At 56.5% G+C, this 23,032-nt stretch carries 14 protein-coding genes and 4 pseudogenes; 14 read left to right on the top strand and 4 right to left on the bottom strand.

The annotated features are described in order from the left end of the window. Positions 1-141: 141 nt before the first annotated feature. The 6 genes and pseudogenes from VRC33_RS18215 to lplT all read left to right on the top strand — a co-directional run bounded on the left by VRC33_RS18215 (position 142) and on the right by lplT (position 12,557). Positions 142-1,365, top strand: a complete 1,224-nt coding sequence (locus tag VRC33_RS18215) for an MdtA/MuxA family multidrug efflux RND transporter periplasmic adaptor subunit (RefSeq protein WP_338557946.1) — start codon at positions 142-144, stop codon at positions 1,363-1,365. After that, on the top strand, positions 1,362-4,523 hold the full coding sequence (locus VRC33_RS18210; RefSeq protein ID WP_338557939.1) for an MdtB/MuxB family multidrug efflux RND transporter permease subunit: 3,162 nt from the start codon (positions 1,362-1,364) through the stop codon (positions 4,521-4,523). Before VRC33_RS18215 ends, VRC33_RS18210 begins: the two co-directional genes overlap by 4 nt. Further along, positions 4,520-7,617: pseudogene (locus VRC33_RS18205) on the top strand (efflux RND transporter permease subunit). The gene VRC33_RS18210 and the pseudogene VRC33_RS18205 overlap by 4 nt, the downstream one beginning before the upstream one ends. 11 nt (positions 7,618-7,628) lie before the next feature. Beyond that, a pseudogene (locus VRC33_RS18200) lies at positions 7,629-9,028 on the top strand (efflux transporter outer membrane subunit). 165 nt (positions 9,029-9,193) lie between these two features. Continuing rightward, on the top strand, positions 9,194-11,353 hold the full coding sequence (gene aas / locus VRC33_RS18195; protein ID WP_338557932.1) for a bifunctional acyl-ACP--phospholipid O-acyltransferase/long-chain-fatty-acid--ACP ligase: 2,160 nt from the start codon (positions 9,194-9,196) through the stop codon (positions 11,351-11,353). Continuing rightward, positions 11,346-12,557, top strand: a complete 1,212-nt coding sequence (lplT, locus tag VRC33_RS18190; protein ID WP_338557928.1) for a lysophospholipid transporter LplT — start codon at positions 11,346-11,348, stop codon at positions 12,555-12,557. The genes aas and lplT overlap by 8 nt, the downstream gene beginning before the upstream one ends. A gap of 47 nt (positions 12,558-12,604) precedes the next feature. Here the strand turns inward: lplT and VRC33_RS18185 are convergent, their stop codons facing one another. The 4 genes from VRC33_RS18185 to mutH all read right to left on the bottom strand — a co-directional run bounded on the left by VRC33_RS18185 (position 12,605) and on the right by mutH (position 15,721). Next, positions 12,605-13,645 (bottom strand): NADP(H)-dependent aldo-keto reductase, encoded by a 1,041-nt coding sequence (locus tag VRC33_RS18185; RefSeq protein WP_338557922.1) that lies wholly within the window; start codon positions 13,643-13,645, stop codon positions 12,605-12,607. 194 nt (positions 13,646-13,839) lie between these two features. Continuing rightward, a complete protein-coding gene (locus tag VRC33_RS18180) occupies positions 13,840-14,055 on the bottom strand; it encodes a YgdI/YgdR family lipoprotein (protein ID WP_338557917.1) in 216 nt (71 codons plus the stop codon). A 174-nt stretch (positions 14,056-14,229) separates the two neighbouring features. Beyond that, positions 14,230-14,940, bottom strand: a complete 711-nt coding sequence (locus VRC33_RS18175; RefSeq protein ID WP_338557914.1) for a TerC family protein — start codon at positions 14,938-14,940, stop codon at positions 14,230-14,232. Between the two features lie 100 nt (positions 14,941-15,040). Further along, positions 15,041-15,721, bottom strand: coding sequence for a DNA mismatch repair endonuclease MutH (gene mutH, locus VRC33_RS18170; protein WP_338557911.1), 681 nt, complete (start codon positions 15,719-15,721; stop codon positions 15,041-15,043). Between the two features lie 684 nt (positions 15,722-16,405). On the opposite strand from mutH, the gene rppH reads away from it, so the two are divergent. The 8 genes and pseudogenes from rppH to VRC33_RS18130 all read left to right on the top strand — a co-directional run bounded on the left by rppH (position 16,406) and on the right by VRC33_RS18130 (position 22,976). After that, positions 16,406-16,933 carry an RNA pyrophosphohydrolase gene (gene rppH, locus VRC33_RS18165; RefSeq protein ID WP_338576808.1) on the top strand — a complete coding sequence of 176 codons (528 nt, stop codon included), beginning with the start codon at positions 16,406-16,408 and terminating at the stop codon, positions 16,931-16,933. 12 nt (positions 16,934-16,945) lie between these two features. Beyond that, on the top strand, positions 16,946-19,192 hold the full coding sequence (gene ptsP, locus VRC33_RS18160; protein WP_338557908.1) for a phosphoenolpyruvate--protein phosphotransferase: 2,247 nt from the start codon (positions 16,946-16,948) through the stop codon (positions 19,190-19,192). A gap of 144 nt (positions 19,193-19,336) precedes the next feature. Further along, on the top strand, positions 19,337-20,218 hold the full coding sequence (gene lgt / locus VRC33_RS18155; RefSeq protein ID WP_338557905.1) for a prolipoprotein diacylglyceryl transferase: 882 nt from the start codon (positions 19,337-19,339) through the stop codon (positions 20,216-20,218). Beyond that, positions 20,215-21,009: a thymidylate synthase gene (gene thyA, locus VRC33_RS18150; protein WP_338557900.1), complete on the top strand. Its 795-nt coding sequence runs from the start codon at positions 20,215-20,217 to the stop codon at positions 21,007-21,009. Before lgt ends, thyA begins: the two co-directional genes overlap by 4 nt. Before the next feature lie 170 nt (positions 21,010-21,179). Next, positions 21,180-21,628: pseudogene (locus tag VRC33_RS18145) on the top strand (prepilin-type N-terminal cleavage/methylation domain-containing protein). Further along, positions 21,619-22,166, top strand: a pseudogene (locus tag VRC33_RS18140) (prepilin peptidase-dependent protein). Before VRC33_RS18145 ends, VRC33_RS18140 begins: the two co-directional pseudogenes overlap by 10 nt. Beyond that, positions 22,163-22,690: a DUF2509 family protein gene (locus VRC33_RS18135; RefSeq protein WP_338557895.1), complete on the top strand. Its 528-nt coding sequence runs from the start codon at positions 22,163-22,165 to the stop codon at positions 22,688-22,690. Before VRC33_RS18140 ends, VRC33_RS18135 begins: the two are co-directional and overlap by 4 nt. Further along, positions 22,617-22,976: a prepilin-type N-terminal cleavage/methylation domain-containing protein gene (locus tag VRC33_RS18130; RefSeq protein ID WP_338557889.1), complete on the top strand. Its 360-nt coding sequence runs from the start codon at positions 22,617-22,619 to the stop codon at positions 22,974-22,976. Before VRC33_RS18135 ends, VRC33_RS18130 begins: the two co-directional genes overlap by 74 nt. Positions 22,977-23,032: the final 56 nt, after the last annotated feature.

The following is a 23,032-nucleotide window of genomic DNA, read 5'->3' as shown; positions in this document are numbered from 1 at the left end:
ATCCTTACGCGCTGAGGATGGAATGTAATCAGCCCACTCGCTCATAATAGCGGCAGGCCAGCGACCCTGGCCTGATTCTTTTCCAGGCGAGGGCAAAAGCCCCCGTTGAACCCTTTGTCCGATTTGATTCCACAGAGCCCCATGACCCCAACGACTAATAAAGCGGCATCCTCCCGACGTAAAAAATTCCTTTTAGCGATCCTGGTCATTCTCGTTGCGCTGCTGGTCTGGCGCTTCTGGCCCCAGGGTGCCGGGCCCGCGGGTGGCCCCGGAGGCATGGGGGGACCTGGCGGGCCGGGGATGATGTCGGGGGCTGTCACGCCGGTTCATGCCGGAAAGGTGACCACGGCTGACGTGCCGGTCTATCTGACCGCGCTGGGGACGGTTATTCCCAACGCTACGGTGACGGTCACCAGCAGGGTCGACGGACAGCTGACTAAAGTTATGTTCACCGAAGGGCAAAAAGTCGAAGCGGGGCAGGTACTGGCGCAGATCGATCCGCGCAGCTATCAGGCGACGCTGGCGCAGTATCAGGGCGATCTTAATCAGAACCAGGCGCTGCTGAAAAGTGCCCAGCTGACGCTGGCCCGTTACCGCACACTCTTTGCTCAGGACTCGCTGTCGCGTCAGGACCTGGACAGCCAGGTGGCCACCGTGGGTCAGTACAGTGGTGCTGTTAAAGGCGATGAGGCGCAGATTGCCTCCGCAAAACTGAACATTGAGTTTTCGAAGATTACCTCGCCGATTGCGGGTCGCGCCGGGTTACGCCTGGTGGATGCCGGCAACATGGTTCACAGCACCGACACCACCGGTATCGTCACCATTACCCAGACACAGCCTGCTGCCGTAACCTTCAGCGTGCCACAGAATAATATTCCCACGCTGCTGAAAGCGCTGCACAACGGCCAGAGCCTTCCGGCTACCGCCTTCGATCAGAACGGTGACAGCCAGCTGGCGCAGGGTGACGTGCAGTTTATCAGTAACCAGATCGACACCAGCACCGGCTCGGTAGAGCTGAAAGCGCTGTTTGCTAACCAGGATGAGGCGCTCTATCCGAATCAGTTCGTTAACCTGCGTTTGCAGACCGGCACGCTGAAACAGGCCACGGTTATCCCTGCTCAGGCGCTGCAGCTCAGCAGCGATGGCAGCTTTGTCTATGTGATCAATCAGGATAAAACCGTCACGCGTAAACAGGTGAAAACCGGCCCGACGCTGGGTGAAACGCTGCAGGCCATTCTCTCCGGCGTGAGCGCAGGCGAGCAGGTGGTGACCGAAGGCATTGACCGTCTCAGCAATGGCAGCAAAGTTTCCGTTGTCAGCGACTCTGATACCAAAGCAGCCAGCGGGAGCGCGAAAGCGCAATGAATCCTTCGCGCATCTTTATCGAACGTCCGGTAGCCACCATCCTGCTGATGGTCGCCGTTTTGCTCTCCGGGATCTTCGCTTACCGCTTTCTCTCCACTTCGGCGCTGCCGCAGGTGGACTATCCGACCATTCAGGTCAGCACCCTCTATCCCGGCGCCAGCCCGGATGTGATGGCCTCCTCGGTAACCGCGCCGCTGGAACGCCAGCTGGGACAGATGGCCGGCCTGAGCCAGATGGCGTCCAGCAGCTCAAGCGGCTCTTCGGTTATCACCCTGAAGTTCTCTCTCGATCTGTCGCTGGATGTGGCCGAGCAGGAAGTGCAGGCGGCGATCAATGCCGCTGACAGCCTGCTTCCAACAGATTTACCCAATCCGCCAACCTACAAAAAGGTCAATCCAGCGGATACCGCAGTGATTACTCTGGCAGCGAGTTCCGACACCCTGCCGCTGATCAAAGTGCAGGATCTGGTTAACACCCGTATCGCGCTGAAGCTGTCGCAAATATCCGGTGTGGGAATGGTGACGCTGGCGGGCGGGCATCAGCCTGCCATCCGCGTGCAGATGGACCCCAAAGCGCTGGCGGCCCACGGTTTAACCCTGGAAGACGTCAACACCCTGATCGGCAACAGCAACGTCAACGGCTCGAAAGGGGGCTTTGACGGCCAGTATCACTCGGTGACCATTGATGCCAACGATCAGCTTCGCACCGCCGAAGAGTACGGTAACCTGATCCTCACTTATCAGAACGGCGCGGCGCTGAGGCTGCACGATATCGCCCATATTCAGGAGGCGGCGGAAAACACTTACCAGTCCGCCTGGGCCAATAACGCCCCGGCGATTGTGATCGGCGTGCAGCGCCAGCCCGGCGCTAATGTGATTTCGGTGGTGGATGCGATCAAAGCCCAGCTGCCGACCCTGCAGGCGGCTTTGCCGGACGGCGTCAAAGTGCAGATCCTCTCAGACCGCACGCAAACCATCCGCGCCTCAATCAGCGATGTACAGTTTGAGCTGATGCTGTCGATTGCGCTGGTAGTGATGGTGACATTCCTGTTCCTGCGAAACGTGGCGGCGACCCTGATCCCCAGCATTGCCGTTCCGCTCTCGCTGGTGGGAACCTTTGGCGTGATGTACCTCGCTGACTTCAGCCTTAACAACCTGTCGCTGATGGCGCTGACCATCGCCACCGGGTTCGTTATTGATGATGCCATTGTGGTAGTGGAGAACATTTCGCGCAGGCTGGAGCAGGGTGAAACGCCGATGCAGGCGGCGCTGAAAGGATCGGCACAGATCGGTTTTACCATCATCTCCCTGACCTTCTCGCTGATTGCCGTGCTGATCCCGCTGCTGTTTATGGGCGATGTGGTGGGGCGGCTGTTCCGCGAATTTGCGATCACCCTGGCGGTGTCGATACTGGTGTCGATGGTGGTATCGCTGACCCTGACGCCGATGCTGTGTGCTTATCTGCTGCGCCATATTCCCGAAGAGCGCCAGAGCCGTTTTTACCGTAAAGGTGGAGAGTTTTTCGACAGGCTGGTGGCCGGTTACGATCGCCTGCTGACGATAGTCCTGAATCATCAACGGCTGACCCTGCTGGTGGCACTGGCCACGCTGGTGTTTACCGGCCTGCTCTACGTGGTGATCCCTAAAGGATTCTTTCCGTCGCAGGATACCGGGCTGATCCAGGGCGTGACCGTGGCGTCTCAGGATGTCTCCTTCAGCGAAATGGCGAAACGGCAGCAGCAGCTGGCGGAAATCGTGCTGAAGAATCCGGCCGTGGAGAGCCTCTCTTCCACTATCGGTATTGATGGTACTAATACCAGCCTGAACAGCGGGCGATTACAGATTAACCTTAAGTCGTTCGATGAGCGTGATGAACGGGCAGCTTCGGTGATTTCCGAACTGAAGCAGGCCACGCAAAATGTGCCGGGCATTCAGCTCTATATGCAGGCCTCGCAGGACCTGACGGTCAACGATCAGGTTACGCCGGATCAGTACCAGTTCTCACTGGATGACGCCGACAGTGAAAATCTGGTCACCTGGTCACCCAAACTGGTGGATGCCCTGAAAAAACGGCCTGAGTTCAGTTCGGTGGTGAGCAATCTTCAGGATCAGGGGCAGGTGGCCTACGTTGAACTTAACCGGGATGCGGCGGCGCGCTATGGCATTACCGCCTCAGATGTCGATACCGCGCTGTATAACGCTTTTGGTCAGCGGCTGGTTTCCACCATTTTCACCCAGTCCAATCAGTACCGTGTGGTGCTGGAAGTGGCACCAAAGTATCAGCAGTCTCCGGCCTCGTTTGATGATATTTATCTGGCGCCTTCCGGCAGCACGGCCTCCACGTCGGATTCAACCTCCGGCAGCTCTTCGGACAGCAGCACTTCCACCGACAGCAGCACAACAGGCATGGTCAGGCTGACCTCAATCGCGAAAATCCATCAGCGCATCGGTTCGCTGACGCATATGCGGCTGAATCAGTTCCCGGCGGTAACGGTCTCCTTTAACCTCGCTGACGGTTACTCGCTGGACGATGCGCAAAAAGCGATTACTGAAACTCAGGAAAGCCTGACGTTGCCTTCAAGTATCACGCTGCGTTACCAGGGCGAAACCGCCGCGTTCCAGAGCGCTACCAGCAATACGCTGTGGTTGATCCTCGCAGCCCTGCTGACCATGTATGTGGTGCTGGGGATCCTCTACGAGAGCTTTATTCACCCGGTGACTATTCTCTCCACCTTGCCTTCAGCGGCAGTGGGCGCACTCCTGACCCTGCTGCTGGCGGGTACGGAGTTCAGCCTGATAGCGCTGATTGGGGTGATTTTGCTGATCGGCATCGTGAAAAAGAACGCCATTATGATGATCGACTTTGCGCTGGAGGCGGAAAAAAACCAGCATCTCAGCCCGCGCGAAGCGATACATCAGGCCTGTCTGCTGCGCTTCCGGCCAATTATGATGACCACCATGGCCGCGCTGCTGGGCGCATTGCCGCTGATGCTGGCCTCGGGTTCCGGCGCTGAACTGCGTCAGCCGCTGGGGCTGGTCATCGTCGGAGGACTCATTTTCAGTCAGGTGCTGACGCTGTTCTCCACGCCGGTGATCTACCTGCTGTTTGACCGGCTGGCAGAACGGGGCCGCCGCAGATTGCGTAAGGCTCGTGGATGAATATTACCCGTCTGTTTATCTTCCGGCCGGTGACCACCCTGCTGCTGACGTTTGCGCTGCTGTTGCTGGGCGCGCTGGGCTATCGCCTGCTGCCGGTAGCCCCGCTGCCGCAGGTGGATTTCCCCACCATCATGGTTTCCGCCAGCCTGGCCGGTGCCAGCCCGGAAACTATGGCGGCTACGGTTGCCACCCCGCTGGAACGCTCGCTGGGGCAGATCGCCGGCATCACCGAAATGACCTCCAGCAGTTCACAGGGGTCGAGCAACATCATCCTGCAGTTTGACCTGAACCGCGATATCAACGGCGCGGCCCGTGATGTGCAGGCGGCGATCAACGCCGCACGGAGCCTGTTGCCCAGCAGCATGGCGTCGCTGCCTACCTACCGTAAGGCGAACCCTTCGGACGCGCCAATTGTGATGCTGGCGCTGACCTCCACCACCCGTTCCAAGGGGGAACTCTACGATATTGCCGAGAGCAAAATCGATCAGAAGATTGCTCAGGTGCAGGGGGTAGGGGATGTTTCGCTGCGGGGCAGTGCACTGCCAGCGGTGCGTATCGATCTGCAACCGCAGATGCTGACCCACTTTGGCGTGTCGCTGGATACCGTCCGGGAAGCGATTGCCAACAGCACCACCAATCTGCCCAAAGGCCTGTTACAGGGAGAGCATCAGTCGTGGGTAGTGGACAGCAACGGCCAGCTTGAACAGGCCAGCCAGTACCGCAATCTGGTGGTGAGTTATCAGGATGGCAAAGCGATCCATCTCAGTGATGTGGCTACGGTTTATGACTCTGTTGAGGACAAGTACAACGTCGGCTACTTCAATCAGACGCCTTCAGTGATGATCGGTGTAACCCGTCAGGCGGGCGCCAACATGCTGGAAACCATTGATGCGATCAAAGCCACGTTGCCCGCGCTGGAGAAAGATCTGCCTGCCGATGTGGCGCTGAAAATCGTGGTCGACCGTTCACCCAATGTCCGCTCTTCACTTTACGACACCGAAGAGACGTTGCTGATTGCCGTCCTGCTGGTAATAGCCGTGGTGTTTGTCTTCCTGCGGAATATTCAGGCGGTGCTAATCCCCGCGCTGGCGCTGCCGGTGTCGCTGATTGGCACCTGCGCGGTGATGTACCTGCTGGGATACAGCCTGGATAATCTGTCGCTGATGGCGCTGATTATCGCCACCGGGTTTGTGGTGGATGATGCGATCGTGGTGCTGGAAAACATCACACGCTATATCGAAGAGGGGCTTAGCCCGGTGCGGGCCTCGCTGAAGGGCGCGCATGAGGTCAGTTTTACCGTGCTGTCTATGACCCTGTCGCTGGTGGCGGTGTTCATTCCGATCCTGCTGATGGGCAGTATCGTGGGCCGCCTGTTCCGTGAGTTTGCCGTCACGCTGACGGTATCGCTGATCATTTCGATGCTGGTTTCGCTGAGCCTTACGCCGATGCTTTGCTCGCGTTTGCTCAGGCGTAAACCCAAAGTCACCACCCGTCCGCACCCGGTCTATCAGTGGATTGAAAATGGCCTCAACTGTTTGCTGGCGGCTTATGCTTCGGCGCTGAACTGGGTGATGCGCCATCAGCGGCTGACGCTGTTCAGCCTGATCCTGACGGTGATCCTCAATCTGTTTCTCTATTCGGTGGTGCAGAAGGGCTTCTTCCCGAACCAGGATACCGGACTGTTGATGGGCATGCTGCGTGCCGATCAGAACGTCTCCTTCCAGGCAATGGAGCCGAAACTGCAGCAGTTTGCCAAAATGATTGAGCAGGATCCGGCGGTCGATGGAGTGATGTCTTCAATGGGCAGCGGAGCGTTTGGATCCCGCAACACCGCGAACTTCTTTGTGCACCTGAAAGATCTCGATCGGCGTGATGCCACGGCAACAGAAGTGGCCAACCGGCTCAGTGGCAAAACCCGCGATATTCCCGGTGTGGAGCTGTTTCTGATGGCGGCCCAGGATATTCATATCGGGGGCCGCAGCGCCAATGCCTCTTATCAGTACAGCCTGCAGGCCGACGATCTGGATACCCTGCGGATCTGGACGCCTAAGGTGAAGGCGGCGCTGGAGGCGATCCCGCAGCTGACCAGCGTGGATTCGGATGCCCAGACCGGCGGCCAGGAAGTGATGATCGACATCGATCGCGACCGGGCGAAGCAGCTCGGTGTGGATGTGAATATGCTGGATACGCTGCTGAACAATGCCTTTGCTCAGCGTCAGGTAGCCACCCTGTATAAAACGTTGAATCAGTATCATGTGGTGATGTCGCTACAGGATGCCTATACCCGCGATCCGGCGATGCTGCAAAAAATGTACGTGGTGAACGATCAGGGCGCTCAGGTCCCCATTTCGGCCTTTGCCCGTTTCAGCGGCGCTAACGCGCCTCTTTCTGTAGCTCATCAGGGGCAGTCGGCCACCAGCACTGTAGCCTTTAACCTGGCCGATGGCGTGTCGCTGGAGCAGGCGCAGGCGCTGATTAAAACGGCAATGGCGAAGATCGCCCTGCCGGATACCATTCAGGCAGGCTTCCAGGGCACCGCGAAAGCTTTTGCCGATCTCTCCGCCTCCATGCCGTGGCTGATCCTTGCCGCGCTTGCCGCCGTCTATATCGTGTTGGGCATGCTGTATGAAAGCTATATCCATCCGCTGACTATCCTCTCCACGCTGCCTTCTGCCGGAGTTGGGGCGTTGCTGCTGCTGTTGCTGACCAATACTCAACTCACGGTGATCGCCCTGATTGGCATCCTGCTGTTGATTGGCATTGTGAAAAAGAACGCGATTATGATGATCGATTTTGCGCTGGCCGCCGAGCGTAATCAGGGCATGACGCCCCAGCAGGCGATCACCCAGGCCTGCCTGATGCGTTTCCGTCCGATTATGATGACCACGCTGGCGGCCTTCTTTGGCGCCTTGCCGCTGGCGCTGGGCAGCGGGGGGATGCCGACCTGCGCAGTCCGCTCGGGCTGGCCATTGCCGGTGGCCTGGCACTGAGCCAGCTTTTAACCTTATTCACCACGCCGGTGGTGTACCTCTATCTTGATCGCGTCAGCCGTGCCACGAAACGCCAGTGGGCACGCCTGCGTCATGCTGAATAAATGTGATAAAAATGATTAAACTGACACCCGTTTTGCTGGCGCTGTTGATCGCCGGTTGTGCCGTTGGGCCTGACTACCATCGTCCTGCGACCAGCGTGCCTGCCCAGTACAAAGAAGCCAAAGGCTGGCAGCAGGCTAAGCCGCAGGATGCGGTAAGCAAAGGAGAGTGGTGGGCGGTCTACCATGACGAGACGCTCTCCGGGCTGTTGCGGCAGGTGTCCATCTCTAACCAGAACGTCGCGCAGTATGAAGCTCAGTACCGTCAGGCAAAAGCCCTTGTCTCTGGATCCCGCGCCGATCTGTTCCCGAGCGTAACCGGAACCGGCTCCTCCACGCGCAGTGGCAGTGCAGGCAGCACCACGGCTGGCACAGGCCGCACCACCAGTAACAGCCAGTCGCTGCAGGCCAGTGCCAGCTGGGAGCTGGATATCTGGGGCAAGCTGCGCCGCACGCTGGAAGAGAACAACGCCAGCGCCCAGGCCAGTGCGGCAGAGTTGGCGAATATCACGCTCAGCGCGCAGTCTGAACTGGCGCAGGACTATTTTCAGCTGCGGATTATGGATCAGCAGATCGCCCTGTATCAGCAGAGCGTCGATGCCTATCAGCGTTATCTGACCGTCATCACCAATAAATATCAGGCCGGCAGTGAGTCACGCGGCACGCTGGCTCAGGCCCAGGCGCAACTGGAAAGCGCCCGCGCTTCAGCGCTGGATCTCAGCTGGCAGCGCGCACAGACGGAGCACGCCATCGCCATGCTGATGGGAAAAACGCCCGCTGAATTCAGCCTTCCTGCTGCAACGATGACGGCTACCCTGCCAGCCATCCCCCCTCGCTGCCTTCAGAGCTGCTCCAGCGCCGCCCTGATATCGCCTGGGCCGAACGCACCCTGGCTTCGGCAAACGCCGCCGTGGGCGTCGCCATTGCCGGTTACTATCCTGACCTGACGCTCAGCGCCACCGGTGGCTTCTCCAGCTCCACGCTGCATAACCTGATCTCACTGCCGAACCGCGTCTGGTCGCTGGGGCCGGAACTCAGTGGCACATTACTGGATTTCGGCGCGACCTCTGCCAAAGTTGAACAGGCCCGCGCGGCCTATGATGCGGATGTTGCCAGCTACCGTCAGTCGGTTCTGGAAGGCTTCCAGGAAGTGGAAGACTATCTGGTTGAGCTGAATACCCTGCAACAGGAGATGCTGGCGCAGCAGCGGGCGACGGAGGCGGCGAAGGAGTCTGCCCGGGTCACCTATAACCAGTATCAGGCGGGCATGATTGACTATCTGGATGTGGCCACCACCGAGAACACCAGCCTCAGTTCACAGCAGAGCCTGCTGTCACTGCAAAGCACCCAGTGGACCGCCAGCGTTGCGCTGATAGCCGCACTGGGTGGCGGCTGGCAGGCAACCTCGCTTTAGCGGCTGGCCGTCACTGGAGAACGAGCCAGATCGCATTTCTGCGGTGAAACGCAGAAATGCAGCGGCGAAGGCGACTAAAATCAAGGCTATTTCCTTCATCAGCATTGAGTTGTTGCGCCATATCCTGCATCGTTATAGCCAACTTTTTTATGCTAAGGAGTTGGCATGTTATTTTCCATTTTACGACTACTGTTTCAGGGCTGCTTCCGCACGCGACTGAAGGGCGATCTTTCTGGTTTATACAAAGAAAAAGTGCTGATCGTCCCAAACCATATGTCGTTTATCGACGGGATATTGCTGGCGGTGTTTTTGCCCGTTAAGCCGGTATTTGCCGTCTACTCCTCCATCAGCGACCAGTGGTACATGCGCTGGGTCAGTAAAGTGGTCGACTTTGTTCCCCTGGATCCGACCAAACCGATGTCCGTGAAGCATCTGGTGAAGCTGATCGGTCAGGGCCGCCCGGTGGTGATTTTCCCGGAAGGGCGCATCACCGTCACTGGCTCGCTGATGAAAATTTATGACGGGGCGGGTTTTGTCGCGGCCAAATCTGGCGCGACCCTTGTGCCCGTGCGCATTGAAGGGGCGGAATTTTCCCCCTACGGCCGTCTGGCCGGGGTCTTCAAGCGTCGCCTGTTCCCGCGTATCAGCCTGACCGTGCTGCCTGCCACGCATATCCCGATGCCCGAAGCGCCAAAAGCGCGCGACCGCCGCAAGCTGGCGGGTGAGCACCTGCACCATATTATGATGGAAGCCCGCATGGCGGTGCGCCCGCGGGAAACGCTCTATCAGGCGTTTCTGGCTGCGCGCACGCGTTACGGCCTGTTCAAACCCTGTATTGAAGATGTGAATTTCAAACCCGACAGCTACACCGGCCTGCTGAAAAAATCACTGGGCGTCGGCAGGATCCTGGAACGCTACACCGCACCTGGCGAATATATCGGCCTGCTGCTGCCCAATGCCACGGTCACGGCGGCGGCTATTCTGGGTGCATCAATGCGCGGGCGTATCCCGGCGATGCTGAACTACACCGCAGGGGTAAAAGGCGTCAGAAGCGCATTAAAAGCTGCCCAGGTTAAAACGGTCTTTACCTCGCGTCAGTTTCTGGACAAGGGCAAGCTCTGGCATCTGCCGGAAGAAGTCACCCAGGTTAAATGGATCTTCCTTGAGGATCTGAAAGAGACGGTAACCACCCAGGACAAGCTCTGGATCCTGGGGCATCTTCTGCTGCCGCGCCTTGCGGAAGTCCGCCAGCAACCCGAAGATGCCGCGATGGTGTTGTTTACCTCAGGGTCGGAAGGCAATCCCAAAGGTGTGGTGCACTCCCATAAGAGCCTGATGGCCAACGTTGAGCAGATCAGAACGGTGGCCGACTTCACCCCGCGCGATCGCTTTATGTCTGCGCTGCCGCTGTTCCACGCTTTTGGTCTGACTGTGGGGCTGTTCACGCCGCTGATGACCGGTGCGCAGGTCTTTCTTTATCCAAGTCCGCTGCATTACCGTATCGTGCCGGAGCTGGTTTATGACCGGAACTGCACCGTGCTGTTTGGTACCTCTACTTTCCTCGGTAACTATGCCCGGTTTGCCAACCCTTATGATTTTGGCCGCCTGCGCTACGTCGTGGCCGGGGCGGAGAAATTACAGGAGGCCACGCGACAGACCTGGATGGACAAGTTTGGTATCCGCATCCTTGAGGGCTACGGCGTCACCGAGTGTGCGCCCGTGGTCGCTATCAATGTGCCGATGGCCGCCAGGAACCATACCGTTGGCCGCATTCTGCCGGGAATGGATTCACGCCTTATTTCGGTACCCGGCATTGAACAGGGCGGCCTGCTGCAACTGCGTGGTCCGAACATCATGAAAGGCTATCTGCGTGTTGAAAACCCGGGCGTGCTTGAAGCGCCGCAGGCGGACAATGGGGAAGGACAGATGGAGGCGGGCTGGTATGACACCGGGGATATCGTCAGCTTCGATGACCAGGGGTTCTGCCAGATACAGGGTCGCGTGAAGCGCTTTGCCAAAATTGCCGGTGAAATGGTGTCGCTGGAAACGGTAGAGCAAATCGCCCTTACAGCGTCGGCAGAGAAGCAACATGCCGCCTCAATAAAGCCCGACGGCAACCGGGGCGAGGCGCTGGTGCTGTTTACCACCGACAGCGAGCTGACCCGTGACCAGTTGCAGAAAGCGGCCCGCGAACTGGGGAGCCCTGAGCTGGCCATACCCCGGGCTATTCGTTTTATGAAGCAACTGCCTCTGCTGGGCAGCGGCAAACCGGATTTTGTTACCTTACGCAGTCTGGCTGAAAATCCGGAGAAAACTGATGAATAATTCTGCCAGCCCTCAGGGGCTGTTATCCCGGGGGATGCTGGCGGTTATTGCCGCACAGTTCCTCTCGGCATTTGGTGACAATGCGCTGCTGTTTGCTACCCTGGCGGTCCTGAAGCAGCAGGTTTATCCCGACTGGAGCCAGCCGGTACTGCAGATGGTGTTCGTTGCCACCTATATCATTCTGGCCCCCTTTGTCGGGCAGGTTGCCGACAGCTTTGCCAAAGGCCGGGTGATGATGTTTGCCAACGGCCTGAAGCTGCTGGGCGCGCTGACCATCTGTTTTGGCTTCAATCCTTTTATCGGCTACAGCCTGGTAGGGGTGGGAGCCGCAGCTTACTCGCCAGCGAAATATGGCATCCTGGGGGAAATCTCGGGGGGTGACACGCTGGTGAAAGCCAATGGTTTGATGGAGGCCTCCACCATCGCTGCGATCCTTTTAGGCTCGGTTGCCGGTGGGGTGCTGGCAGACTGGAATCTGCTGGCAGCGCTGATCGCCTGCGTGGTGGCTTACGGGCTGGCGGTGGGCGCCAATGTGCTGATCCCTAAGCTTGCTGCGGCAAGGCCGGGACAGCCGTGGCATCCGGGCAAAATGTCAGCCAGCTTCTTCAGTGCGTGCCGCGTATTGTGGCGGGATGGAGAAACCCGCTTCTCACTGGTCGGCACCAGCCTGTTCTGGGGCGCAGGCGTCACGCTGCGCTTCCTGCTGGTGCTCTGGGTACCGGTTGCGCTGGGCATCACCGATAACAAAACGCCCACCTTGCTGAATGCGATGGTAGCGATCGGGATTGTATTTGGAGCAGGTGCTGCGGCTAAGCTGGTCACGCTGAAAACGGTGGGCCGCTGTATGCCTGCTGGCGTGCTGATTGGCATCGCCGTGGTGTTCTTCTCGTTACAGCACACCACCACGGGCGCTTATGCGTTACTGATAGCCATCGGTATGCTTGGCGGTTTCTTTGTGGTGCCGCTGAATGCCCTGCTGCAAATGCGGGGCAAAGAGAGCGTCGGGGCTGGGAATGCGATAGCGGTTCAGAACCTGGGCGAAAATGGCGCAATGCTGTTGATGCTGGGGCTCTATTCGCTGGCCATCAAACTAGGGGCGCCACCGGTTGCCACTGGTGTGGGGTTTGGCGCATTGTTTGCCCTGGCGATAGCGATTCTGTGGGGCTGGCAGCTGGCGCAAAAACGCAGCCGGGCCTTGAGCTAAGCCTCTTCAGGCATGAAACGACGCGGCCGCGTCGTTTCTCACCACTATTAAGGTGCAGGGAAAGTGTAGCGACGATGAATCGCTTCCAGCCCCTGCATCACTTCTTCATCCAGCGTCAGGTTATAGCTGTCGATATTGATCTGTAGCTGCTCCAGCGTGGTGGCACCCAGCAGGGTACTGGCTACAAAGGGCTGCTGTCGCACAAAGGCCAGCGCCATTTGTGACGGATCCAGACCGTGTTTCTGGGCCAGCGCCACATATTCCGCAATCGCCAGCTGAGCCTGTTCGCCACTGTAACGGGTAAAGCGGCTGAACAGCGTATTACGCGCGCCCTCCGGCTTCGCCCCGTTCAGGTATTTCCCGCTCAGCGTACCGAAAGCCAGGCTTGAATAGGCCAGCAACTCCACGCCTTCAAGATGACTGATCTCCGCCAGACCAACTTCAAAACTGCGGTTCAGCAGGCTGTAGGGATTCTGGATGCTGACAATGCGGGGCAGTTCGTGCTTTTCTGCCAGTTGCAGATAGCGCATCACGCCGTAAGGGGTTTCGTTTGAGACGCCAATGTAACGAATTTTACCGGCACGAACCTGCTCATTCAGCGCTTCCAGCGTCTCCAGCAGCGTCACTGCGGCGGTCGTTTCGGCGTATTCGTAATTCAGCTTGCCGAAATAGTTAGTCTGGCGCTGTGGCCAGTGGAGCTGATAGAGATCGAGATAATCGGTATTCAGACGTTTCAGGCTGGCATCCAGCGCTTCACGAATGTTTTTACGATCCAGCGCCTGATTAGGGCGGATAGAAGCGTCCGCGCCCCGAACCGGGCCGGCGATTTTGGAAGCAAGAATGATTTTTTCACGATTGCCGCGGGCTTTCAGCCAGCTGCCAATGTATTTTTCGGTTAATCCCTGGGTTTCCGGACGTGGAGGCACCGGATACATTTCTGCGGTATCAATGAGGTTAATACCGGAACGAAGTGCTAAATCCAACTGTGCATGGGCGTCGGCTTCGCTGTTTTGCTCACCAAACGTCATGGTTCCCAGCCCCAGACTGCTGACTTCCAGGGTGCTGTGGGGGATACGGTGATAGTGCATTTGCCGGCTTCCTTTATCGTTTTTAAAAGGTCTGGAACCTGTAGGACGCCCTGCAATGAGGTGCATAGCCCCGCGGTGCGTGCTCAGGTCCGGCATTTGACTATAGCTGTCGATTGCAGCAGGGGGAAGAGGGGATTTATCGGGAAATGCGGACTTAGCCACCCGCTGACTGCTAAAGGGTGGCCTGCGTCATTTTAGCGCTCAACGATGGAGGAAACATCATCACCGTTGATTTGAATCTCATGGCCAGAACGGTCGGTATATTTCACCAGTCCTGTCTCTTTATCAACCTCAGGTTTGCCCTGAGTCATGATCATTTTGCCTTCTTTGGTCGCCATTACATAATCACTGCTGCACCCACTGACCAGCGTGGCCAACATAAGCGCCGCTGCGCCCAACACATACTTCATACTCTGCTCCCTTAAAATGGCCGGATACTGGTATGACTAGTAATAACCCATTTCGCCTGGAGCGTCAGCAGTAGAAATCCTAAAATGTGGAGCAAGCACGTCGGGCCATTGACATTATTGGTAAGTTGATATTACAGCGGGAGGAACTGGCCGGCGATGCCGGCCAGAACAGAGTCAGGCGGTTGTCTTTTTACTGCGCATCAGATTGAGGCATTCCACGGCCATTGAGAAGAACATGGCGAAATAGATATAGCCTTTAGGAACGTGCACATTAAAGCTTTCCAGGATCAGCGTGAAGCCGACCAGAATAAGGAAAGCCAGCGCCAGCATTTTCACTGACGGATGACGTTCAACAAATTCGCCAATCGATCTGGCTGCAAACATCATCACGCCCACGGAGATCACTACTGCCGCCATCATAATAATCAGATGATCGGAGAGCCCTACCGCGGTGATAACCGAGTCCAGACTGAAAATAATATCCAGCAGCATGATCTGCACGATGGCGCCAAGAAAGGAGTGCACATTGCTGCTGTGCTCCTCACTGCCACCTTCAATGGTTTCGTGGATCTCCATACTGGATTTCCAGAGCAGGAACAGGCCACCAAACAGCAGGATCAGGTCACGTGCCGAGAAGCTGTGATCCATCAGGGTAAACAGCGGGGTGGTCAGACGAATAACCCAGGCAATCGACGCCAACAGCCCCAGACGCATCAACATGGCACCTGCCAGCCCAATACGCCTCGCACTATGTTGCTGATTTTTAGGGAGTTTGGCGACTACCAGAGAGAGGAAAATAATATTATCTATACCCAGCACGATCTCCAGAATCGTCAGCGTGCCCAGGGCAAGCCACGCATTGGGATCTGCAATCCAGTCAAACATACGAACATCGCATCCTAAACGAAAAGTAAACGAGGAGTATACGCAACCGGCCGCGAACCTGCTATCTCCAGTTCCGGCTAATCTTATCTGTAGTAAAGGACTAGAGTAAAAAGTGGCGGGCGAGCAGGGGGCCGGTAAAGGTCTTCTTCAGATAGAAGCCGCGCGGCAGGGTCATAATCGGCTGGCCGTTTATCCCAATACCCTGCGTCAGGGCTTTACTGTTGGCTGCTTTGGGGCGGATTTGCAGGACCTGACCGTGACGGGCGGTAATGCGTTCCACCTGACCCAACACAATCATATCCATCAGCTCTTCCCAGTCATGTTGTAGCAGCGCTTCTTCTTCTTCACTGGCACTCCACAGCAGGGGAGCGCCCACCCGGCGTTCAGCCAGCGGAATGGCCCGATCGCCCTCTACAGGAACCCAAAGCACTCTGGCCAGTTTGTGACGTACATGGCTGGTCTGCCAGACAAGGCCGCTGTTGCCTGTCAGGGGAGCTACGCAAACAAAGGTGGTTTCCAACGGACGGCCCTGCGCATCTACCGGAATGGTTTTCAGCTCCACGCCAATCTCTGCGAAATCCTGCTCGGGCTTACTGCCGGCACTGGCACCCAGATAGCGTTCCAGCAACATCCCCACCCACCCTTTATCTCTCCTCAGATCCTGCGGGATCCTCAGGTTGGCATTTTCAGCAAGTTCGCCCAGCGTAAAACCCGCGAGCTGTTGGGCGCGCCTGAGCAGGACGTTCTCATTTTCAGGAGGCGGGACAAATTCAGGACACATGAAACCCTCTGTTGCTGTACAAAAAATAACCACTCTGGTGCCGGCCATATCCGCTGGCTAAAAAGATTGTGCACAACAGCAATAATAGCATGATAAATCATGATTTTTTATGCGCAGTTTTACCGGTGCAGCGGGCGCTCTGAAAGGTTATGCCCGACTTGTCACCGGCAATGAACAGGTTCTCACCCCCTGTTATCCACAGAAAAATGGGATAAGTCGACTTCCGGGCGAACACTGTTTCCATTTACAGGCTTGACTGAGCGAGTTATACCAATTTCTGCACGATTTTTGCCTGTCTTACCAGCATATCCTGTGGATAAAAAGCCTGTTGCTTGATCTTTCACCAGTGGCTGAACAAAGGCTTGTGACAGGAAGATGAAAGCCACATTTAAATGCTGATATCAGGATAATTCCTATTAGTAACAGGCAATTAATCAGAGGGTATAAAATGCGGTTCAACGGGCCCAAAAAAGTTTTCCCCAAATGTTAATCGAGTTCTGCACAAAGCTATCCACAGAAAAGGTGAATAAGATCGCCCTTTTATGGCCAATTCTGTTTATAACTTCTGCCAGACCTGAGAGTTATCCCGCATTTACCGCGTGCAGAGGGCGAAAAGGAGTGGTTTACCACCTGTAAGGAGTATGAAACAATCAGAACATCCGAGTTTTAGTTTGAGGTAGTCCAGTGATCGATGATGATGGCTACCGCCCGAATGTTGGTATCGTAATTTGTAACAGGCAGGGACAAGTGCTGTGGGCCAGAAGGTTTGGCCAGCACTCCTGGCAGTTTCCTCAGGGGGGAATTAATCCTGGTGAAACGCCGGAACAGGCAATGTACCGAGAACTTTTCGAAGAAGTCGGTTTGCACCGCAAAGATGTGCGCATCCTTGCCTCTACCCGTAACTGGTTACGCTACAAGTTGCCAAAACGTTTGGTGCGTTGGGACACAAAGCCGGTTTGTATCGGCCAGAAACAGAAGTGGTTTCTTCTGCAATTATTGTGCAATGACGCGGATATCAATATGCAAACCAGCAGCACGCCGGAATTTGACGGCTGGCGCTGGGTCAGCTTCTGGTATCCGGTTCGCCAGGTAGTCTCGTTCAAGCGCGATGTTTATCGTCGTGTAATGAAAGAGTTTGCCAGCGTGGTAATGCCACTGCAGGAGAGCAGCGTACAGCGAAATATGCCTGCTTATCGACGGAAGAGAGGTTAAGCTACCTGGATTATGCTTATACAGCTGCGCGAAATAGTGGAAAAAGTGGCAGGAGCGCCCCGGCTCACCGAGGCGCTTGATATTCTTGTCAATGAAATCTGCCTGGCAATGGATACCGAAGTTTGTTCGGTCTACCTTGCCGATCACGATCGCCGCTGCTATTACCTGATGGCGACCCGCGGTCTGAAAAAACCGCGTGGTCGTACCGTCGCGCTAGCTTTTGACGAAGGCATTGTCGGGCTGGTGGGGCGGCTGGCTGAGCCAATCAACCTGGCTGATGCGCAAAGTCACCCCAGTTTTAAATACATCCCTTCGGTAAAAGAAGAGCGCTTCCGCTCTTTCATGGGCGTTCCCATCATCAGCCGGCGTCAGCTCCTTGGCGTGCTGGTTGTACAACAGCGTGAACACCGCCAGTTCGACGAAAGCGAAGAGTCTTTCCTGGTTACCCTGGCTACCCAGATGGCGACCATACTGTCGCAATCCCAGCTTAATGCCCTGTTCGGCCAGTATCGTCAGACACGTATCCGTGCGCTGGCGGCGGCACCAGGCGTGGCCGTGGCTGAGGGATGGGTCGATACCACCCAGCCGTCACTGGAAAACATTTTTGCTGCCTCCACGCTGGATACGTTCCGGGAACGGGAGCGCCTTTCTCTGGCAATGGATGAAGCCTCCAGCGAGTTTCGCCGTTACAGCAAACGCTTCACCGCCAGCGTGCATAAAGAAAGCGCAGCCATTTTCGATCTTTACTCCCACCTGCTCAGTGATAACCGGCTGAAGAAAGATCTCTATGAAGAGATTGACGCCGGATCGGTAGCCGAGTGGGCAGTAAAAAAAGTGATTGAGAAGTTTGCCGCTCAGTTTGCCAGCCTGCAGGACAGCTATCTGCGTGAGCGTTCCGGCGATCTACGCGTGCTGGGGCAGCGCCTGCTGTTCCACCTCGACGATACCGTGCAGGGCACCAATACCTGGCCCGAGCGGTTTGTGCTGGTGGCCGATGAGCTGACGGCAACCACGCTTGCCGAGTTACCGCACGACAGATTATCCGGTGTGGTGGTCAGAGACGGCGCGGCTAACTCCCATGCCGCCATTATGGTCCGCGCGATGGGCATCCCGACGGTAATGGGCGCGGATATCCAGCCGGAGCTGCTGAATGGTCGTTTACTGATTGTGGACGGCTATCGCGGTGAGTTACTGGTAGATCCTGAACCGGTGCTGGTGCAGGAATATCAGCGGCTGATTAGTGAAGAAAACGAGCTGAGCAAACTGGCCGAGGATGTGGTCGATCAGCCTGCCGCACTGAAAAGCGGCGAGCCGGTTAAAGTGATGCTTAATGCGGGTCTCAGCGCAGAACATGAGAAAACGCTGGGTACCAGGGTTGATGGCGTGGGGCTTTACCGCACCGAAATTCCTTTTATGCTGCAAAATGGCTTCCCTTCAGAAGAGGAGCAGGTGGCGCAATATCAGGGCATGCTGCAGCTGTTCCTGGACAAGCCGGTCACGCTGCGAACCCTGGATATAGGCGCAGATAAGCAGCTGCCCTATATGCCGATCAGCGAGGAAAATCCCTGTCTGGGCTGGCGAGGCATTCGCCTGACTCTGGATCAGCCGGAAATCTTTCTGGTGCAGGTGCGCGCCATGCTTCGTGCCAACGTTGCCAGCGATAACCTCAGCATCCTGCTGCCAATGATCACCAGCATCGACGAGATTGATGAAGCTAAGCGGCTGATCGATCGTGCCGGACGCGAAGTCGAAGAGATGTTGGGTTATCCCATTCCCAAACCCAGGATCGGGGTGATGATTGAGGTGCCTTCGATGATCTTTATGATCGGGCATCTTGCAGAGCGTGTCGATTTCATCTCGGTGGGCACCAACGATCTCACGCAATATTTGCTGGCTGTGGATCGCAATAATACGCGGGTTGCTAACTTGTATGACAGCCTGCATCCGGCTGTCTTGCGTGGACTGAAAACCATTGCCCTGGAAGCTGAACGGGCGGGTATTGAACTTTGTCTGTGCGGTGAGATGGCTGGCGATCCGATTTGCGTAGCGGTGCTGATTGGGCTGGGCTACCACCATCTGAGCATGAACGGGCGTAACGTGGCGCGGGTGAAATACCTGTTGCATCATATTGATTATGAAGAAGCCACCCGCCTTGCCGATCAAAGCCTTCAGGCCATGCTGGCTACCGACGTTCGTCAACTCGTTGCCTCCTTTATGGAGCGACGAGGCCTGGGCGGTTTGATCCGCGGCGGACGCTAAGGCTCTATAACAAAGTTTACAGTTCCTCCAGGTCGCAACAATTCGGGCTGTGCTATTATGCGCGCCTTAATGCAGCGCCCTGCGCGCACTGGTTTACTCATTCCGTCGCCTGCTAACCAGCACCGACTTTAAAAATGGTGAAAGATGAACAACGGCTATCTGGCTTTCCCTCAATTTGATCCGGTAATTTTCTCCATCGGGCCAATCTCGCTGCACTGGTACGGTCTGATGTATCTGGTCGGCTTTATTTTTGCCATGTGGCTGGCGGTTCGTCGCGCCAACAAGCCGGGCAGTGGCTGGAAAAAAGAAGAAGTTGAGAACCTGTTATATGCAGGTTTCCTCGGTGTCTTCCTGGGTGGGCGTATTGGCTATGTGCTGTTTTACAACCTCCCCCTGTTCCTCGATAACCCTCTCTACCTGTTCAAAGTCTGGGATGGCGGCATGTCATTCCACGGTGGGTTGATCGGGGTGATCTGTGTGATGCTGTGGTTTGCCCGACGCACTAAACGTAACTTCTTCCAGGTTTCTGATTTTATTGCCCCACTGATCCCGTTTGGCCTGGGTGCCGGGCGTCTGGGCAACTTTATCAACGGCGAGCTGTGGGGGCGTGTGGCACCCGATTTATCATGGGCGATGCTGTTCCCTGGCTCACGCAGCGAAGATGTGGCGCTGGCAGCGACTCACCCGGAATGGCAGTCACTGCTGGCCACCTACGGCGTGTTGCCGCGTCACCCTTCGCAGGTTTATGAGCTGCTGCTGGAAGGTGTGGTGCTGTTCATCATTCTCAATGTCTTTATCCGCAAAAATCGCCCGATGGGTGCGGTTTCCGGCCTGTTCCTGATTGGTTACGGCGCCTTCCGCATCATCGTTGAATTCTTCCGCCAGCCCGATGCGCAGCTCGGCCTGTTCGACAATGCCATCAGCATGGGACAGATCCTGTCGCTGCCGATGATCCTGGCGGGAGTGATTATGATGGTTTGGGCTTATCGTCGCCAAAACACGCAGCAATTACGTGAGGGAAAATGAAACAGTATCTGGAGTTAATGAACAAAGTGCTGAAGGAAGGCACGCCGAAGAATGACCGTACCGGCACCGGTACGCTGTCGATTTTTGGCCATCAGATGCGTTTCAATCTGCAGGATGGTTTTCCGTTAGTCACCACCAAAAAGTGTCATCTGCGCTCCATTATTCATGAGCTGCTCTGGTTCCTGAATGGCGATACCAATACGGCTTATCTGCGGGAAAACAAAGTCTCTATCTGGGACGAGTGGGCAGATGAAAATGGCGATCTCGGCCCGGTATATGGCAAGCAGTGGCGTAGCTGGGGGGCGGCTGATGGTCGCGAAATCGACCAGCTCAGCAATGTTCTGAAGCAGCTGAAAAGCGATCCGGATTCCCGCCGTATTATTGTCTCCGCCTGGAACGTGGGTGAGCTGGATCAGATGGCGCTGGCGCCTTGCCACGCTTTCTTCCAGTTCTACGTGGCAGACGGCAAACTCTCCTGTCAGCTTTACCAGCGCTCGTGCGATATCTTCCTGGGCCTGCCGTTTAACATCGCCAGCTATGCCCTGCTGGTGCACATGGTGGCGCAGCAGTGTGACCTGGAAGTGGGAGACTTTGTCTGGACGGGCGGTGACACGCATCTCTACAGCAACCACCTTGAGCAGACCGAACTGCAACTGACTCGCGATCCGCGTCCGTTACCCAAATTGATTATCAAACGTAAGCCTGATTCCCTGTTTGATTATCGCTTTGAAGATTTCGAGATCGAAGGATATGACCCGCATCCGCCTATTAAGGCACCGGTCGCTATCTGAGTGTTATCAGGAGCGGATCTCTCCGCTCCTGCGCTTCCTGCCATTCTGATTTACGAGCCTCTTCTCAAAAAAAGTCCTTTCACCGCAACAGCTGAATCGTGCTGGAAAATGCTTCACGCTCTGCTGATCCCTCGCTGGACGTCATCTCTTCAGGTAGCAAAATAGCTGCCATGAACAGGATGCGCGGATTTACCTTAACTGAACTTTTAATCGTGATGATGATTGCCAGTATGCTTACGCTGGGCGCTTTTAGCGGCTGGCAAAGCTGGCAACAACTGCAACGATTGAATGACAGCGCACGCCAGATCCAGCATTTTTTGTTGAGGCTGCGGGGGAAGCCAATGAGCATAATAGCTCGCTGCTGTTGTGGTACAGCAAGGATCAACTGTGGTGCATTGGCAGCGGCGCGCCCTCGCACTGTGCCCCTCAATCCCGCCGGATGCTTCCGGCACCCTGGCCGGAGATTGTTCTGCTGTCGCTGACGGAGGGAATGGGTTTTTATGGCCGGCACAACGTGGCCAGACCCGGCCGCATCGTGATTGCCGGCAAGGCGGGAGAGCGTCATATCATTGTCTCATCGCGGGGCCGCGTGCGGATTTGTGAGGATGCATGTCCATGAGGCAGGCAGGGTTCAGCCTGCCGGAAATGCTGATAGCGCTGGCAATTGGCAGCGTGCTGCTGCTGGGGGCTGCCAGAATGCTTCCTTTGCTGCAATACAATAACCTGCAGACTCTGATGCGGTTTCAACTGCAGGAGGAGCTTCAGTTGATCGCCACCACGCTGGAGAAAGCTGTTCGTCGGGCAGGATACTGTAAGGGGGAGTGTGCCGGAAAAGCATTGAGTATCGGAGAAAGCGGGCACTGTCTGCTGGTGCGCTGGGACGGGAACAACAACGGCAGGTGGGAAGGGGGGAGAATGCGGAGAGCGATCTTTATGGCTACCGGCTTCGCGAAGGAAGCCTTGAAATACAGCGCGGCGTGGATAGCTGTTCCGGAGGCGGCTGGGAGAAAGTCAGCGATCCCGCTACGGTGCTGGTTGAAGATTTTCTGGTGACCCGCAATGAAAAGCAGATCAGGCTGAGGATCGCCGCTTCGGCCAAGGCTTTTCCGCAACAGAAAATCGCCCTGGAACGCTGGATAACGGCAGGAAATTTATGAGCCAGGTGAAGAATAACCCACCCCTTACTCAACACCGCCAGTGGGGCCAGAGCCTTTCAGCGTTAACGCTCTCTTCCGGTTTAAGGCTGGCACGACAACGCGGTAGCGGGGCACTGATTATGGTGATCCTCCTGCTGGCTTTATCCGCTGCTTTGCTCAATGCGACCCGTAAACAACTGGATGATGGGTTGAGCCGGGTTGCTGACGAAAAGGTGTTCCTGCAACAGACCAGTCTGGCCATGTCTGCCCTGAGTTGGGGGGTCCGACAAGCATGGCCAGTCACCAAAGGGTGGCAGTGTAAGCATGACGTGCTGGCGGGGTGGCGAGCCTGCCTGACTGCGGTTGACAGTGTGGGCGTATTGCTCCGCGGTGACAGTGGTGAAGGGACGGTAGCCCATTATCAATGGGGGGTAAGAAGTGGAGAAAGGACAAAAATTAATGTGCAGCCTCATGGCTGGCTGGATTACTGCCCGCTGGCGGAGGAGCAACAGTGCGGGGCCGGGGAAGCTACAGCAGGGTTTTAGCCTGCCGGAGATGCTGGTTGCGCTGGCGTTGTTCAGCAGCAGCTTAACGGCGCTGATGCAGTATCATCTGGCGCTGGCTGAGGGATTCCAGCGGCAGGCGCAGCAGCGTGAGGCCTGGCATTATGCGCTGCAACGTTTTGAAGGATACCAGCCCGCGGGGTGGCTGACGACGCTTGTGCAACTGCCCGGCGCGGCGGGGTGTCCGTTGTTTACCGCCACGGTAAAAAGTCCGCTGGGGCGTAAGGCGCAGTTGACGCTGTTACGCTGCCCATCAGAGATCCCCTGAAAAGTGCTACGATGTGCAACAGCCTCAGGACCGGGTAAAGTGTCCGCGCAACGCGA

This window comes from Erwinia sp. E_sp_B01_1 (genome assembly GCF_036865545.1).
Lineage (GTDB): Bacteria > Pseudomonadota > Gammaproteobacteria > Enterobacterales > Enterobacteriaceae > Erwinia.
Note: the sequence above shows the minus strand (reverse complement) of the source record. Positions and strands in the feature narration are given on the sequence as shown.

Excerpts from the sequence above, each read along its gene's own strand:
- VRC33_RS18210 (WP_338557939.1), top strand. The coding sequence starts at position 1,362 with ATGAATCCTTCGCGCATCTTTATCGAACGTCCGGTAGCCACCATCCTG.
- VRC33_RS18180 (WP_338557917.1), bottom strand. The coding sequence starts at position 14,055 with ATGAAGTATGTGTTGGGCGCAGCGGCGCTTATGTTGGCCACGCTGGTC.
- VRC33_RS18130 (WP_338557889.1), top strand. The coding sequence starts at position 22,617 with ATGGCTGGCTGGATTACTGCCCGCTGGCGGAGGAGCAACAGTGCGGGG.
- VRC33_RS18175 (WP_338557914.1), bottom strand. The coding sequence starts at position 14,940 with ATGTTTGACTGGATTGCAGATCCCAATGCGTGGCTTGCCCTGGGCACG.
- VRC33_RS18185 (WP_338557922.1), bottom strand. The coding sequence starts at position 13,645 with ATGCACTATCACCGTATCCCCCACAGCACCCTGGAAGTCAGCAGTCTG.
- lplT (WP_338557928.1), top strand. The coding sequence starts at position 11,346 with ATGAATAATTCTGCCAGCCCTCAGGGGCTGTTATCCCGGGGGATGCTG.
- thyA (WP_338557900.1), top strand. The coding sequence starts at position 20,215 with ATGAAACAGTATCTGGAGTTAATGAACAAAGTGCTGAAGGAAGGCACG.
- lgt (WP_338557905.1), top strand. The coding sequence starts at position 19,337 with ATGAACAACGGCTATCTGGCTTTCCCTCAATTTGATCCGGTAATTTTC.
- ptsP (WP_338557908.1), top strand. The coding sequence starts at position 16,946 with ATGCTTATACAGCTGCGCGAAATAGTGGAAAAAGTGGCAGGAGCGCCC.
- aas (WP_338557932.1), top strand. The coding sequence starts at position 9,194 with ATGTTATTTTCCATTTTACGACTACTGTTTCAGGGCTGCTTCCGCACG.
- VRC33_RS18215 (WP_338557946.1), top strand. The coding sequence starts at position 142 with ATGACCCCAACGACTAATAAAGCGGCATCCTCCCGACGTAAAAAATTC.
- mutH (WP_338557911.1), bottom strand. The coding sequence starts at position 15,721 with ATGTGTCCTGAATTTGTCCCGCCTCCTGAAAATGAGAACGTCCTGCTC.
- VRC33_RS18135 (WP_338557895.1), top strand. The coding sequence starts at position 22,163 with ATGAGCCAGGTGAAGAATAACCCACCCCTTACTCAACACCGCCAGTGG.